At 56.3% G+C, this 15,130-nt stretch carries 16 protein-coding genes; 10 read left to right on the top strand and 6 right to left on the bottom strand.

Features of this window, described 5'->3' with window-relative positions; translation table 11 throughout:
• Positions 1-7 precede the first annotated feature (7 nt).
• Entirely contained in the window at positions 8-751 is a 744-nt protein-coding gene (locus HALTITAN_RS08730; RefSeq protein WP_009286869.1) for a hypothetical protein, read from the top strand.
• Between the two features lie 200 nt (positions 752-951).
• On the opposite strand, the gene HALTITAN_RS08725 is transcribed toward HALTITAN_RS08730, so the two are convergent.
• On the bottom strand, positions 952-1,611 hold the full coding sequence (locus tag HALTITAN_RS08725; protein ID WP_039858882.1) for an NADPH-dependent F420 reductase: 660 nt from the start codon (positions 1,609-1,611) through the stop codon (positions 952-954).
• A 100-nt stretch (positions 1,612-1,711) separates the two neighbouring features.
• On the opposite strand from HALTITAN_RS08725, the gene HALTITAN_RS08720 reads away from it, so the two are divergent.
• On the top strand, positions 1,712-2,605 hold the full coding sequence (locus tag HALTITAN_RS08720) for a LysR family transcriptional regulator (protein ID WP_022519631.1): 894 nt from the start codon (positions 1,712-1,714) through the stop codon (positions 2,603-2,605).
• A gap of 9 nt (positions 2,606-2,614) precedes the next feature.
• Here the strand turns inward: HALTITAN_RS08720 and HALTITAN_RS08715 are convergent, their stop codons facing one another.
• Positions 2,615-3,469 carry a helix-turn-helix transcriptional regulator gene (locus HALTITAN_RS08715; RefSeq protein WP_009286867.1) on the bottom strand — a complete coding sequence of 285 codons (855 nt, stop codon included), beginning with the start codon at positions 3,467-3,469 and terminating at the stop codon, positions 2,615-2,617.
• 143 nt (positions 3,470-3,612) lie between these two features.
• On the opposite strand from HALTITAN_RS08715, the gene HALTITAN_RS08710 reads away from it, so the two are divergent.
• A complete protein-coding gene (locus HALTITAN_RS08710) occupies positions 3,613-4,779 on the top strand; it encodes an MFS transporter (RefSeq protein ID WP_009286866.1) in 1,167 nt (388 codons plus the stop codon).
• A 68-nt stretch (positions 4,780-4,847) separates the two neighbouring features.
• On the opposite strand, the gene HALTITAN_RS08705 is transcribed toward HALTITAN_RS08710, so the two are convergent.
• Positions 4,848-5,744, bottom strand: a complete 897-nt coding sequence (locus HALTITAN_RS08705; RefSeq protein WP_009286865.1) for an NAD(P)/FAD-dependent oxidoreductase — start codon at positions 5,742-5,744, stop codon at positions 4,848-4,850.
• A gap of 147 nt (positions 5,745-5,891) precedes the next feature.
• Complete coding sequence (locus HALTITAN_RS08700; protein ID WP_027957229.1) at positions 5,892-6,341, bottom strand: Rrf2 family transcriptional regulator; 450 nt, start codon at positions 6,339-6,341, stop codon at positions 5,892-5,894.
• Positions 6,342-6,606: 265 nt separating this feature from the next.
• On the opposite strand from HALTITAN_RS08700, the gene HALTITAN_RS08695 reads away from it, so the two are divergent.
• Genes HALTITAN_RS08695 through HALTITAN_RS08685 form a run of 3 tightly spaced genes read left to right on the top strand, consistent with a single transcriptional unit; the run spans position 6,607 to position 9,812 of the window.
• Positions 6,607-6,825, top strand: a complete 219-nt coding sequence (locus tag HALTITAN_RS08695; RefSeq protein WP_022519635.1) for a DUF1656 domain-containing protein — start codon at positions 6,607-6,609, stop codon at positions 6,823-6,825.
• A gap of 23 nt (positions 6,826-6,848) precedes the next feature.
• Positions 6,849-7,733 carry an efflux RND transporter periplasmic adaptor subunit gene (locus HALTITAN_RS08690; protein WP_039858879.1) on the top strand — a complete coding sequence of 295 codons (885 nt, stop codon included), beginning with the start codon at positions 6,849-6,851 and terminating at the stop codon, positions 7,731-7,733.
• A 3-nt stretch (positions 7,734-7,736) separates the two neighbouring features.
• A complete protein-coding gene (locus tag HALTITAN_RS08685) occupies positions 7,737-9,812 on the top strand; it encodes an FUSC family protein (RefSeq protein WP_051051960.1) in 2,076 nt (691 codons plus the stop codon).
• Between the two features lie 56 nt (positions 9,813-9,868).
• Here HALTITAN_RS08685 and HALTITAN_RS08680 read toward each other — a convergent pair whose 3' ends face one another.
• Entirely contained in the window at positions 9,869-10,795 is a 927-nt protein-coding gene (locus tag HALTITAN_RS08680; protein ID WP_039858876.1) for a LysR family transcriptional regulator, read from the bottom strand.
• A 140-nt stretch (positions 10,796-10,935) separates the two neighbouring features.
• Here HALTITAN_RS08680 and HALTITAN_RS08675 point away from each other — a divergent pair, with 140 nt between their 5' ends.
• The 4 genes from HALTITAN_RS08675 to HALTITAN_RS08660 all read left to right on the top strand — a co-directional run bounded on the left by HALTITAN_RS08675 (position 10,936) and on the right by HALTITAN_RS08660 (position 14,188).
• Positions 10,936-11,328 carry a RidA family protein gene (locus HALTITAN_RS08675; protein ID WP_039858874.1) on the top strand — a complete coding sequence of 131 codons (393 nt, stop codon included), beginning with the start codon at positions 10,936-10,938 and terminating at the stop codon, positions 11,326-11,328.
• 376 nt (positions 11,329-11,704) lie between these two features.
• On the top strand, positions 11,705-12,448 hold the full coding sequence (locus tag HALTITAN_RS08670) for an SDR family oxidoreductase (protein WP_039858871.1): 744 nt from the start codon (positions 11,705-11,707) through the stop codon (positions 12,446-12,448).
• A 67-nt stretch (positions 12,449-12,515) separates the two neighbouring features.
• Positions 12,516-13,043 carry a TetR/AcrR family transcriptional regulator gene (locus HALTITAN_RS08665; protein ID WP_039858869.1) on the top strand — a complete coding sequence of 176 codons (528 nt, stop codon included), beginning with the start codon at positions 12,516-12,518 and terminating at the stop codon, positions 13,041-13,043.
• Positions 13,040-14,188, top strand: a complete 1,149-nt coding sequence (locus tag HALTITAN_RS08660; RefSeq protein ID WP_009286862.1) for an MFS transporter — start codon at positions 13,040-13,042, stop codon at positions 14,186-14,188. The genes HALTITAN_RS08665 and HALTITAN_RS08660 overlap by 4 nt, the downstream gene beginning before the upstream one ends.
• A 248-nt stretch (positions 14,189-14,436) precedes the next feature.
• Here the strand turns inward: HALTITAN_RS08660 and aroQ are convergent, their stop codons facing one another.
• Positions 14,437-15,060 carry a gamma subclass chorismate mutase AroQ gene (gene aroQ / locus HALTITAN_RS08655; RefSeq protein ID WP_161609175.1) on the bottom strand — a complete coding sequence of 208 codons (624 nt, stop codon included), beginning with the start codon at positions 15,058-15,060 and terminating at the stop codon, positions 14,437-14,439.
• Positions 15,061-15,130: the final 70 nt, after the last annotated feature.

Genomic DNA, 15,130 nt, shown 5'->3' with positions numbered 1-15,130 from the left:
GATTTCTGTGATAGCCAAATTACGCCCGTTTATCACTGCCTTCAGCATCTTAGCGATAGGCTTTGCAACGAATGCCAATGCCCAAGAGGATGCTTGGCGTTTCCAGCTTACCCCTTATGTCTGGATGACGGGTTTAGCTGGCGATGTGCGCCCTCTGGCGACTGCTCCTACCATTAGTACATCGCGCTCATTTAACAATGTACTTGATGATCTTGATGGTGCCTTTTTCATGGCTGGCAGCGCACGCCGCGACCGCCTAGTGCTGTTTGGTGACATTACCTGGGCATCGCTTAGCCACGAGAGCACGCTGCTTCCTGGCGTTGCTATAGAGGGCAAGCTGCGCCAACGCTCTTTAACTGCAGCAGCAGGTTATCAAGTGGTCAATACTTCGAGCCAATACTTAGATTTACTGGCGGGCGCTCGCGCTTGGCGGATTGAGGCGGAAGTAGATGTGCCCGCGCTGGGAGTTAGTGCAAGCGAGACCGAACGTTGGATCGACCCGACTTTAGCCGCTCGACTGCGTTCCACCTGGAGCCCCCAGTGGTCAACATTAGTGCATGCCGATATTGGTGGCTTCGGAATTGGTTCTGATAGCACCTGGCAGGTAGTGGCTACCGCTAATTACCAAATCAGTAAGGCGCTCCACTTATCAGCAGGCTATCGCCATTTGGCAGTGGATAGAGACGAATCGGGTACACGCATCGATATATCGATGAGCGGTCCTTTGCTGGGTGCTACTTGGCGCTTTTGAGTAGGCCAATTCTTCCCTCTTAAACCTCAGAATCATCTCTCCTGCCATAGTCCACCCACACCCGGCGGGCAATGGTGGTCAGAACGCTACGCGGCTCATGAAGTTTGCTAAAGGAAGGTGTCCTGGGCCAGATCAGCCGCCTGCTTTCACCTCCAGTCTTTGGATTTCAATACACAGCCAATTTTCTCATTATTTGTCTTTCACCGACGCCATGACCCTTCCGGCATATCAATGTCGCGTTGAGCCTCATCGAGCGCCTGACGCACCCCTTCCCGATCAAACGGTATACAGTAAGCTGGTTTGGCGCGCTCAAAACGCCAGCTTTCCGCCAGCGACCCAGCATCGACAACGTCGAAGCCGAACTGTCGCACCAACCTTGCGACGCTCTCCTTAGCCGCATCGTCATCTCCCGCTATCGGTAGGGCGCGCCGGTTTCCCGAAGGCAGCGTCTGCCCACCCTTCTCCAGATCGGAGGCCAGAATCGCGTTGAATGCCTTCACGAGACGGGAGCCTGTCAAATGCTGCGCCAGCAGTCCACTCGTCGTCGCCCAGCGCTCATCCAGTTCGGGGATCGATCCATCTCGATCTGGATAGTAGTTATTGGCGTCCAGCACTATCTTGTCACGCAGTGGCTCAACCGGAAGAGTGGCATATTGATGAAAAGGAATGGCGATCAGTATAATTTCGCCGAAGCCTATGGCTTCATGCAGGCTGCCAATCTGTGCTCCAATTTTCGGCGGAATGCTGCTGAGTGTCTGCGGCCCCCGCGAGTTGCTGATCATGACGTCATGGCCTGCCGCAATCACCTGGCGTGCAAAGGCTTGTCCGATAAAGCCCGCACCAATAACCCCAATCCGCATGTCTTTCTCCCGACCGTTTTAAGATAAGCAGTACTTTATTGCGTTACTCAAACGTGATAAACAGGTCTTTATTGACTTAATAATCCACTGAGAGTTGATAATGCTGGATCGGTTAACGAGCATGGCTATTTTTGTGAGGGTTGCCGATCTTGGCTCTTTCACAGCCACCGCCGCAGAATTCGGCCTATCGACGCAGATGGTTTCCAAACACATCATGGCCCTGGAGCAGCTGCTTGGGTCGCGGCTCTTGCACCGCACCACGCGCAAACAGAGCCTGACCGAGATCGGACATCTCTATCACGAACGATGTCAGGTTATCCTTGCAGAAGTCGAGGCGGCCGAAGCGCTGACGGAACAGGCCCGGGCCGTTCCACGGGGTCGCCTCAGAATCAACGCGCCCGTCACATTTGGCAGTCAAAGCCTGGTGCCTCTTGTCACCCGCTACCTTCGTAAGTACCCAGAGGTGGAGGTCGACCTCACCTTGTCGGATCGTCTGGTCGATCCTATCGAGGAAGGTTACGAAGCTGTCATTCGCCTCGGGCCCATCAGCGACAGCACCACATTGGTGGCACGTCCGCTTGCCCCCTACCAGCTCATCGCCTGCGCCTCGCCTGCCTACTTAGCGAAGCATGGAGAGCCGGAGACGCCTGCGGATCTGGTTGAGCATGAGTGTCTGGGGTTCGCCTATTGGTTCGGCACCTTGGGCAGGCAGTGGCGCTTCAGTCGCGACAACTGCAATTTCGACGCTTCCGTGAACGGGCGGCTACAAATCAACGACTGGAAGGGGCTGCTTCGCGCAGCATTGGAAGGATTCGGCATTACATTGGGCTACGAAGCTGCATTGACGGAGGCGTTATCCACTGGGCGGCTGGTGCGCATCTTGCCAGACTATGCTGGGCCATCAAGACCAATGCACCTGCTCTACGCCGCAGATCAACGCATGACGCCGAAACTACGTCATTTCATAGACGACGTTGTGGCCACGTTCGCTTAACTTCCACCGTTACCTCGCGCCTTTGTCGTCACTCACCCAGCGGGTAAAAGCAGCGACCTGAGGATCCGCCTCCTTTACGGCATAATAAACCAACCGTAGGTGGCGCTCTTCATCAACGGTTAACGTCGTGTGCTCGAACGCTACCTCGCCTAACTCCTCAAGGTGAAGATGACGTACTCCCTGGCAAGGGGCGTTGACCTCCTGGGTTTTCCACAACTGCTTAAACTCAGGCGAGACCTTGGTTAACTCTTCGACAAGCTCATCAATGGTGGGGTCTTGCGCCGCTCGGGCAAAGTCGCGGCGAAAACTGGATAGCATTTGGCTGACCTGCGTTTCCCAGGGTGACAAGCGCTGACGCATGGCAGGGTCGGTAAATAACAACCACAGCATGTTGCGGCGCTCTGGTGCATGGCAAGAGAAGTTGAACAGCTTATTGGCCGCGCTGTTCCACGCCAGCACATCCCAGCGCAAGTTCAGGATATACGCAGGTCGCGTAGGCAGGTCGTCCATCAACCTTTGAACCAGCGGCGGCACGCTGCACCAGGTTTTGCCTAGCTCAGAGGGTAAGCGCTGATGGGTAAGCAAGAATAGATGCCGGCGCTCAGCCGCATCCAGCTTGAGCGCTTTGGATAGATTGTCCAGAAAAGTGGCCGATACGCTGATATCGCGACCCTGCTCCAACCAAGTATACCAAGTCAGCCCCACGCCTGCTAAAGCGGCGACTTCTTCACGCCTTAACCCCGGCGTACGCCTTCGGCGGCCACGAGGAAGCCCCACCTCTTCTGGTGCGATTTTCTCTCGGTGCATGCGTAGAAACTCAGCTAGGTCTTCCCGCGTTCGAGTCAGCGTCCGTGGAGCGGTCATTTTATTACCTTGAATAACTTATCACTTTTAGTAATAGCATAAATAGTTAAATTGTACCCCCTTTAAAGCCTCTCCAGAATAGCCCTTCGCTGGCAAAACAGCGCTGGCGGATTCTTTTCTAATGCTTATGCCTGGAGTGCGTTATGGCTGACCAATCTCGTCTATCGGTATATCTCGTGGCACTGGGTGCGTTTGCACTTGGGATGGCCTCTTATGTGACTGCGGGGCTAATTCCCCTCATCGAAGACGCCTTTAGTGTCTCTGCGGCCACGGCTGCTCAGTTAGTCACGGCATTCACCTTAGCCTATGGCTTAGGCTCGCCTGTCGTCGTTGCGCTACTACCTGGCAAGCACCAACGCCTGGGTTTACTACTAGCGTTAGCCGTTTTTATTGTGGCAAATATCGCCAGCGCACTAGCCAACAGTTTTATATCACTCTCGATATGGCGGGCGGTCGCTGGCGTTGGCGCAGGGGTTTACCTTGCCATGGGCATTGCCGCCTCAGCCGCCATAACGGCTGAGGCCCACCGCGGTAAAGCGATTGCCATCATTATGGGCGGTATGGCGAGCGGCACGGTACTGGGGGTGCCTATCAGCCTGTTGCTAGCAGAGCGTTTAGGTTGGGAGTCAGCGATGTGGCTTATTTCAGCACTTGGGTTAATCGCCTACGCGGGGCTACAGGTAAAACTACCTGCTCTTCCATCCGCACCAACGCTTTCACTTGTTCGCAAGCTCGCTATTTTGCGAAGCCCTCATGCCATGGCCATTCTGGCGGTTTCCTTATTGGGCGCTGTGGCCAGTTTGGGGATGTATACCTTTATTGCCCCGTTTATGGCGGCCACCGAGTCAGGTGCTGTTCAGTCAATTACCGGCTATTTATGGGTGTGGGGGATTGGCGGCGTCGTGGGCAGTTTTCTGATTGGGCCTCTGGTGGACAGGTTTATCGGCCCTGTGATTACCCTGGCGATTATGTTGCTGCTCTTTTTGGCGCTCATTGCTCTACCTTTCACGGCGTCGGTTCACCCACTGCTGACGTTACTTCCAATTGCGCTTTGGGGTGCTGTGGGCTGGGCGCTTCAAGTGCCACAAAACAATGAACTCGTTCGTGCACGCCAAGCCCACGGCGACGGTAACCTGGCGGTCGCACTCAATGAATCAGCGCTCTATTTAGGCAGTGCGATAGGCGCGGCGTTCGGGGGCGTTTTGCTGGCTTTCCACCTTCCCGTTTCGACATTAGCCATTGGCGCGGGGGTTATTGCCGCTGCAGGTGCAGCAACACAGCTAATCATCGTCATGCGCATGAAGCGCTAGATCAGTTAGTGCACGCCAAGTGGCACTCTTCATGCCCCTTGGCGGCTCTACATAGATCAGTCTTTTGCTTAACACCCAAACATCAGCGACCGGTGTGTAGAAAGCCCGGCCATGGCGCCATCAGCCACGGCAAAGGTGACCGACCCTGCGGCGCGGGCTACATCACCGCAGGCGAAAACACCGGGGATTGAAGTGGCCTGCATTGCATCGGTTTTAACAATGCAGCCCATGGGAGACTCCTCTAGCTCGCATCCCAATTGAGCTGCTAACGGGCTAAGGTGAATGCGCGGCGCGACAAATAAGCCCACCAATGGAAACACCCGACCATCCTGCATGACCAGCTCAACGCCAACCTCTGTTTGGGAGACTAGCCGTGCCGCTGCGCCATATTCGATATGAGTACCGCGCGCCTTAAGCTGAGCCAGTTGCTCAGCAGTGGGTTCAAAGGCATCGTTAACAAACAGCGTGGTTGCGCCCCAGTCGGGCAGCATCAAACCATGGTGCATCGCGAGTTCTGAGGTTGCCAGCACACCGATACCCTCTTTGCCCAGCTCATAGCCGTGGCAGTACGGGCAGTGGAAAACGCATTTTCCCCACTGCTCGGCGAGCCCCGTTAAGCCTGGAAGCTCATCGGTAACACCCGCGGCCAGAATAATGCGCCGTGCCTGATAGGTGCTGCCATCGGCCAGCGCCACCAAGAAATTATCAGCCGTCCCCGTTACTGCCTCCACCCGCCCCGTGCGCCACTCAACCGTTGGGTACTCCATCAGTTGGCTACGGGCCTCTGCTGCTATCTCTGCGGGTGGTGCACCATCCTGGGTTAAAAAACCATGGGAGTGAGAAGCAAAACGGTTACGGGGTTGTCCCGCATCTATCAGTAATATTTTCCGCCTTGCTCGGGCTAGCTGTAGCCCTGCCGCCATGCCTGCGTAGCTGCCACCGATAATCACTGCATCAAAACTCATTGCCCTTCCTCCGTGTACACCCAGTCTTTTAAGCCCATGGTGAATAAACTCATTTCATGTATCTTTTATTGATACATTAAAAAGCGTACAGAGGTCAATGGCAATGTTGAGAATGCCGATTAACGCTAATCGGGTTGGTGGTGAAGATTAAGGCGTCGGCAGCTGGTAGCCTTTGCGCGTCGCAATATCGTCAAACTGAGTGGCTAGTTCCGCCAGCGTGACCGCTCCCAAGCGGTCGATCAGTAGCGCTTCTGCTTCGCGCATGGCATCAAAAAGCGCCGCATTAACCACCTGCTCTACCGCGCAGTCCGGGTTATCACGGTCGGTGCCGATGGCGAAAATGCGCGGTCCGCCTACGGCGTTGTGTATATCCAGCAGCGTTACGCTGTGCAAATCACAGGCGATGCGCCAGCCGCCGTTGTGCCCCTTTTCAGACTTTACATAGCCCGCCTTACGAAGGCCCGCCATAGTGCGCCGCACCACGGCAGCATTGGTGCCCAGCATGGCGCCAATCTGCTCTGAAGTAATCGGTTGGGATTCCCGCGCGATGTGCAGCAGCACATGCAGCATACGAGAGAGGCGGCTATCTGTTCTCACGGGCAACAGTCAACTATTCAGAGGATAAACAAAGGAAAACAACGAAGCTGCACTTTAGCACACCCGCGAGCGGGGCTGGGAATGAACCCAACCAGGGCCACCGCACACGAACCTACACCTCGTTCGCCGTTATAAGGCAAACTATGCTCTCGCTCTCTATACTGGTGCTGAATCACTTTCACTGGCAGGGGATAAATGTCTGGCACGTCATTAGCCCCATTTAGCGCCTCCCATTGTCGTTACTTCCAGGCCACTTAAGGATGTTATGGGTCTTCACGAAATCGCTGTCGGTGGCATCTACTTAAGCCCTCTGTTGATCTACGCGCTGATCGGCTTTGTGGCTACGCTGACCATTCGTTCACTACTGCACTGGGTGGTCGGCGAGTACGCGCTCTGGTACGAGGCGTGGTTCGACATTTCATTATTTGTCATCCTCACCGCTGCCACCACGTTCATTTTTACTGTTTTGCTTCAAAGCCCTTAAGACAGCCCTTGAGAGAATCGCCGATGCGCCCTTCGCTCCGTATTTTGCTCACCCTCGTTATTGTCGCCATTGCCGTTGCCGCCGGTGCATGGCTATGGCACTACTACCTCTATACCCCCTGGACTCGTGACGCTCGGGTTCATGCGGAAGTGGTGACGATTGCCCCCGATGTCTCTGGCTGGGTACGCACACTTGAAGTCGTGGACACCGACCATGTTGCCCAAGGCGATACGCTGTTTGAGATCGATAACACGCGTTACCAAGCGGCGGTGGACAGCGCCCAGGCCACGGTTGACCATCGCCAAGCAACCCTGGAGCTAAGCCGCGCCGAGGAGAGTCGACGTAACCAGTTGAGCAACAATCGTGCGATTAGCGCAGAAAACCAGCAGATTGCCCAGATCAACTCGCGCATTGCCGCCGCCGATTTACAGCAGGCTCAGGCGGAGCTGGCCAGTGCCCAGCTTGATTTAGCGCGCACCCAAATAACCGCGCCGGTAAGCGGCCATATCCTCAATGTCCACCTTACCGCTGGCACTTACGCTAATCGCGGCACGCCGGTAATGGCGCTAATCGCAGATAATTCCTTCTATGTCGTGGGTTATTTCGAAGAGACCAAAATGACGTCGATCGACATGGGCGATCCGGTGGATGTGATTCTGATGAACGGCGACACCCATCTGGAGGGCCGAGTGGTGGGTATTGGCCGAGGCATTGCCGATAGCAACACAACCCTTAACCAGCAGTTGCTACCGCAAGTGGAGCCCACCTTTAGCTGGGTGCGCCTGGCTCAGCGTATTCCGGTGCGCATTGCACTAGAAGACGTTCCTGATGACACCCTGCTGAGCGTCGGCATGACCGCAACCGTGCGTGTCCGCCCTGCTAAAAACGCTGCCGTGCAGCCTGAGTAAGCCATGTCGCCGTTTGTTAGCACCTACCTGACACCCAACGCTACGGCGGTCAAGTTTGCGATCAAGACCACCCTGGCGATGATGCTCGCGCTCTATATCGCGCTTATGTTCGACTTGGAGCGCCCCTACTGGGCGCTGATCTCGGCGGCATTTCTGCAGATTCGCCCTATGAGTGGCATGGTGGTTGAGAAAGGCATCTGCCAGCTTGGCGGCACCTTGATTGGCGCCGTGGCGGGCATCACGATCATGGCCCTATTCGCCCAGGCCCGCGTACCTGCGCTTATCGTGCTTACCGCTTGGATTATGCTATGCACTTACGTGGGCTCGCTGTGGCGTAATAACTACACCTACGGCTGTCTGATGGCCTCCGTAACGGCCATGCTGATCGTGGTCATCTCCAGCGGTAGCACGCCCGCCGGGATCTTCGATATCGCCGTGGCGCGCCTTACCGAACTGGGGCTGGGCGCCATCTGCGCCATGCTGGTCAGCTCGCTGCTCTGGCCGTCCCATGTGGGCGCCCACCTTGCCACCCAGGCCGACAGCGTGATCAACGAAGCCTTCGAGCATGCCGCCCTGCGTTTGGAAGCCAGCGACGATATCCCGGCGATGCAGAAAGCCCTGCGCAGCAGCCTCGTGCCGTTAACCCTGCTGGAAACCGATAGCCAGGCCGCCCGCTTTGAAGGCCCGGTAGGCCCCGGCCGAGTTCGGGCAGCCCATGTACTAACCCGCCGCACGCTGCGCTTTTTCGCCAACCTGCAGGCGCTGCACCAACTGATGCACGACCACGCTGACCGACTCGCTCCGCAAAGTATCGAACTCGCGGGCGAGGTCGCAAAAGGCTTTCGCGATGCTGAACACGTCAAAGGGGTCATTGAGGCCAGAAAAGCTCTCCAGTCGCTACGCCACCGGGTTCATGAAAGCGAGGAAGAGGCCAGCTTAGCTCCCCTCGATCGACGTCTGCGGTTGGGGCTACGTGAATCGATCGGCCACGCCATGATCATGCTCGATGCCCGGGAGGCGATTGCCTCGCCGGAGAGCCATAAACTGCGCTCATCGCCACTGGCCTGGCACCGCGATCACCTCGCCGCCGGTATTAACGCCATTCGCTCAGGGCTAGTATTTTCGCTACTGGCGACTTTCTGGATCGTCACCGCCTGGCAGAGCGCCATGATCGCGATGATGCTGGGCACACTGTTTTCCGCCTTTTTCGCCAGCCGTGACAATCCCCTCGCCATCACCATGATGTTTTATAAAGGTATGCTGGCGGCGATTCCTAGCGCTTTTCTGTTCGGCCATGTATTGCTCTCCCAGGCCAACGGTTTTCCGATGCTAGCAATGCTGTTTGGTACACCGCTGTTCTTAGGACTATTAGGTGCCACTAACCTAGCCACCATGGGCTACTGCCTAGCCTTCACTATCTTCAATATTCTGCTAACCATGCCCGGCAACGGCATGGATTTCTCGTTCGACAGTTTTGCCAACCGGGTGGTGGCCGTAGTGATTGGGCTAAGCTGCGTGGTAATGGGCTTTCGTCTACTGCCGGGGCTGGGCACCCGACTTCGGCGGCGACGTTTAATCAATGCGATTTCCACCGATATCCATGAGCTAAGCCAGCGCTCGATTCGCGACGCCGAAACCCGCTTCAGCGGCCACATGGCGGATCGGCTTCTGCAACTGGCGCAGCATGACGACATGCTACCCGAAGACCAACGCCACCTGTTTATTCTTGGTTTGACCGGGTTGGATGTTGGCACCGCTACGCTGCGCCTGCGTGATCGGCTTGATGATGCACCGCACCCGCGAGTTCGCGAGGCGCATCGCCACCTACTAGGCACGCTAGCTGGCGGGTTTGAAGAGAGCGCCAACGGGCGCCAGCCACAAGGAATTCGCGAAGCAGGCCAGCAGTTGGAAGAGGCAATAGAGGCTTACGGTGACGTGCCCGCTGACCGCCGTGTACTGTTGGAAGGCTTGGTTGAGCGGCTCGAACTGGCTCTAGAGCGTCTGGGGCGCATCATGGCGGAGCGGCCACAGATTAAGTCTATGCATAAAGCCCCGAACGCTCCCGTGCTAAAAAAATAAGTGTCCGTTCATGGAATTACCAGAGTAAAGCGCTAGTGAACTAGCTACTTGTATCGCTACTGCCCCCGTCGATCAACCATGGGCGCATGCTGAGCCATCAACTCCACAACCCAATCGATAAACACGCGCAGCTTGGCGCTTACGTGCCGATTCGGTGGAAAAGCGACGTACATCGGCATTGGGTCGAGATGCCAGCCATCAAATAGGCGAACCAGCTCCCCGCGAGATACGTGCTCACTGACCATGTAGTCAGGAAGCCACACTACGCCGAGCCCCGCTATGCCTGCCGCAAGACCGGCATTACCGTCATCGACCGAAATCACATAGCGCCCTTGTACGGTAACGCGCTCTCCGTTGCGGTACATGGCGTAGGGAGAAGACGCCCCGGCACGGGCCCATCGGAACCCTACAATGTAGTGAGGGGGAGCTGAGAGTTCTTGCGGGTGCAAAGGCAAACCAGCGCTTTCCAGATAGCTCGGCGCGGCGTAAATACCGATCTTCAGGTCGCCTACGCGACGCGCCACTAACGATAAATCCGTGAGTTCTCCGCCGCGCACCACACAGTCCACGCTTTCACCGATCAGATCCACCATGCGGTCACTCGCCCCCATATCAATTTGAATATCGGGGTATTGAGCGTGGAAAGCAGGCAAAGCTGGTATCAAGATCATGCGCGCGAAAGGGCTGGGCACGTCCACCCTTAGTCGGCCGCGAGGCGACACCGAGGCGTTGGACAAGCTGGTTTCAGCATCATCCATATCGGCTAATAGCTTTATAACGCGCTCGTAATAGGCGGCGCCGTCAGCCGTTACGTTCACCTTGCGCGTGGTGCGGTTGAGCAGCTTTACCCGTAGCCGTGCCTCTAATTGTTGCACGAGTTGCGTCACGCTGGTTTTGCTCATGTGAAGTGTTTCAGCTGCCTTGGTAAAGCTGCCCGTCTCCACGACCCGAGCAAAAGCCTGCATTGCGTTAAAACGATCCATGAGGGTGCCAAACACCTTTGATTGTTTGAAATATACAAACAATGTTGAACAGAATTCGCCGTTTATCCACCTCTACTGACGGCTTAAAGTGACGCCATCGTAGATAAGGGGTCGGCTTCGACCTATTGATGGAGATTCACATGACTCAACGTGACGTTGTTTTCCCCCCAGGCCGTCAGGCGCTTTATGAACAGAACGCCTACTCCGCTGCCATTCGCTCTGGCGACCTCCTGTTCGTGTCGGGCCAGGTCGGCAGCCGTGAAGACGGCTCGCCCGAGCCGGACTTCGCTGCCCAGGTACAGCTCGCTTTCGACAATCTGAAGAGTGTCTTGGAAGCAGCGGGCGCAAGCTTCGAAGATATCGTCGACGTGACGACCTTCCATACTGATCCCGAAGCCCAATTCACCACCATCATGGAAGCCAAGGCACGCGCATTCCCGGAAAAGCCCTACCCTAACTGGACAGCGGTCGGCGTGACATGGCTGGCAGGTTTCGATTTTGAAATCAAGGTCATTGCCAGACTACCCGAGTAATCAAGTGCCATGTGGCACAAGCGCCTATTCGCAGGGACATCGCTGCATGGTTACTGGCTGCCTCGATAGTTTTCTGACAGCGCAGCCTGTTTAGCTGCGCTTGGCATACGTCCGGGTGGCCTATTTGAGTGTATTCGTCTGATTTTCTCCCGCCTTTCAACTCAACGTTAGCAAGATGCTGAAGGTATTCACCCGCCCCTGCAGGATCAGGCAAGTTTTGCGCAAGGGTTGGCAAGCCCTGCCGCCGTGGAATTGTTAAAAAGTAAAGGTCAGCGCAGCCGTTCAGGGGCCTCACCAACGAAGCGGTTCGAGCTGCGCGACTATCGATGTCCATATTGATGACATTGAATCCTAATGATAGGCGGAGTGTATAACAGTGAAAACATCAGGAAACACCATTCTCATCACCGGCGGTGGCTCCGGCATTGGCCGTGAGCTTGCTCTACGCTTTAACGCGCTGGGCAACACCGTCATCGTCGCTGGACGACGCATGGAAACGCTGGAGGAAACCATTGCCGGTCACCAAAATATGCACGCGATGGTCGTCGATGTAGAGGATCCGCGAGCAATTGTGGCCTTTGCTGAGCGTGTCATCGCCGAGCACCCCCGCCTTAACATGCTGATCAACAATGCGGGTATCATGCGCCGCGAGGACTTGACCAGTACCCATGACCTCATTGATGCCGAACAAACGGTCGTCACCAATCTGCTTGGGCCTATCCGGCTGACCAACGCACTGACCGACCACCTGACAAGCCAGCCAGACGCGACGATCGTGAACGTATCGTCCGGGTTGGCGTTTGTGCCGTTAAGCGGCACGCCCACCTACAACGCCACCAAGGCGGCCATTCACTCCTATACGATTTCGCTCCGCGAACAGCTCAAGGGCAAGGTCGAGCTTATCGAACTGGCACCTCCCGCCGTGCAGACGGAACTGACACCCGGCCAGTCGACCCGCAAAGGCTATATGCCGCTCGATGACTTTATCGACGAAGTCATGACGCTGTTCCACGAAAAACCCACACCCAAGGAAATTCTCGTGGAAAACGTCAACTTCCTGCGCTGGGCGGAGCGCGACGGCCACTTCGATGAAGCGGTGGAGATGCTCAACAAGATGTGAATTCTTCGTATTTCATCACGAGTAGGTAAAAATTGACGATGTAAAATGATCGTTTTACACTGCTCGCATGGATACCAAAACAAAGCTTATTTCAGCAGCAGAGCAGCTTTTCGACCGGCACGGCTTTACCGCCACCGGGATGGACAAGCTAACCAAGGCGGCTGGCATGTCGAGCCGAACGCTCTACAAGCATGCGGGTAGCAAAACGGCGCTGATAACGGAGGTGCTCAAAGAGCGCCATCGACGGTTCCAGCCACACATCGAAGTGGGCAGCGTTGATGCACTCTTCGACGCGCTGGAAGAATGGATAAGGAGCGAGAGCGCAAGAGGATGCCTCTTTTTGCGTGCTTACGGCGAAACCGGCGGTGACATACCGGCAATCACTGAGGCCGTGCTGGCTCACAAGGCAAGGCTTTATGACAAGATCCAGGATATTGTCGCGATAGAAAACGATGAACAGGAGATGCCGGAACTCGCCGAGCAGATCCTTATCCTGTACGAAGGCGCCACCGCGGCCGCGATTTACCGTGGCCCGGGGGCGGTAGTCTCGGCACACAAAGCCGCATTAGCACTGCTCAAGCAGGCACGATCATGAGCCCGAGCGTGTACCTCAGTGCGACGGGGTTTGGCCTGATTGCGGTGTGCTATGGCTTTGCGCGCTTCGCCTTCGGACTCTTCCTGCCCCAGATCGACACTGACCTTGCTCTCACGCCCACCTTGAGTGGTTTCATATCGGGTGGATCATTTCTGGGCTACTGTGTCGCCATCATTTTATCGGCGTATCTGACCGAGCGGATCGGTGCTCGCGCCGTCGCCATTGGCGCGGCACTGGTCGCGACCGTCGGCATGGCGGGCATCGCCATGGCTCCCTCCCCACTATTACTCGCCTGCGCGGTCATGCTGGCAGGCTCAAGTACGGGGTTAGCCTCTCCGCCCATGGCGGCAGCGGTGGCCGCCGCCGTCCGCCCTAAACGGCAGAGTGCCACCAACACGATCATTAATGCCGGAACGAGTGCCGGTGTGGTGCTTTCAGGGCCAGTCGCGTTACTGATGGGCGGTCAATGGCGGTTGGCGTTCGCGTGTTTTGCCGTGGCCGCTTTTGTGATGGCGGTAGTCGCCGCAATCAGCGTACCCACCCGCACCAAAGCGACCCAGACCTCGGGCGGCTTACCGCCCTTTAACAACGTTGTTATGCGCTTGATCGCGGCTGCTTTTCTGATGGGCGCGTCCAGCACCGCTATTTGGTATTTCGGCGGCAAACTCGTCGCGTTGCAGCTTGGCTGGGGCAATACCGGCGCAGGGCTGCTTTGGATTGCTATTGGCGCCGCCGGTATTGTGGGCGCAGGCGCAGGCACGTTAGTGGCGCGCTTCGGGATCGACCGGGTGCATTGGCTTTTTCTGGGGGCATTGGCAGCAGGCATTCTTTTGGTTGGTACCAGCGCCACCACTCCCCTACTGGCAATCGTCGGTGGCATGCTGTTCGGTGCTGCTTACATCATGGTGACAGGTGTCTATCTGGTATGGGGCGTCACGGCATTGCCCGACCGGCCCGCCACAGGTCTGATGATTGGCTTCCTGACCATCGCGATCGGCCAAACGGCTGGCGCCCCACTCTTTGGCTTTTTGATGGATCGGCTGCCCCCCGACTACGCTGTGCTGGTCTTCGCATGCATTGCCTTTACCGCGGGGCTGGCAAGGGCCGGCAGCGCCATACCCAAACCCGCCCCAAAAGCCACCTAGTCAGCACAAGAGGTAAGTCGCCTAATAGCGGGGTTACTGACCATACACCGACAATAACGAGGCAGCGTTAACGCTCCTGACACAATACGTTGAAGCAGCCAAAACGTTCGCTGCGCTTATTCAGTGTGGATTGGCCTAATAGAGACTAAGCTCGCAACTCTCGCAGCAGGTCGATAAAAGTCCGCAGGCTGGGAGGCGCATGACAGTTATCCGAGTAGATACACGCCCCTTTCTTGCCAACGCTGAGCTTATTGCACCTCCACATTGGCAGTGTCGGTGGCTTCGTAAAGTGGGCGTAATGCCTCTTGCCGAGCGGCACCTCCTACGCCGTCATTCACCAAGGCTTCGGCATTATTTTCAAGATATTGTCTAACTCCTTCGCTTTCAGCAACAACCTGAAAGTCGCGAAGTGAAGCCATCAGTTGTGGTGTCAATTGGTCAAGTTGGGGGCGAATATCTTCGGCAAGGTCTGGCGGGGATGCAAAGGGAGGCTGCTCCGTTTGCCTCCATTGTTCATGGAGCCGGTGCTGGATAACCTTGCTTGCCTCAAACTGGTGTTTGAAAAACGTCTGGGCAAAGGCCTCATTGATACCCGCCCGCGTGGCTTCAGCCACGACCCTCTCTAGAATTTGCGCTTCTCGTGCGGGAGCATCAATAGGATCACCAGAGTTCCATTTAGCCTTTGCAACATCGGGTGCAATAGCAAGCCGCTCATCAACCAACCGGAGCAGCTGATCCACCGTCTGTCTGACGTCATTGGAAGGCTCGGCGGCACGGGCCTGATATCCAACACCGAGCACCAGCGCCACCAGGAGAATGGCGGACAACATGACACGCAGGGAAGCAAGAGAGATCGTTCTCGAAGAGATCATCATAACCGTCCATAGCTAGTTAGAGTGAATTCAGTTTTTCTGTTTGCGACGCGTCAAAGTTTAGCAAAAG

It is taken from the genome of Vreelandella titanicae BH1 (assembly GCF_000336575.1).
In the GTDB taxonomy this organism is placed as follows: Bacteria; Pseudomonadota; Gammaproteobacteria; order Pseudomonadales; family Halomonadaceae; genus Vreelandella; species Vreelandella titanicae.
The sequence above is the reverse complement of the archived record's forward strand: the minus strand, read 5'-3'. Positions and strand labels throughout refer to the sequence as shown.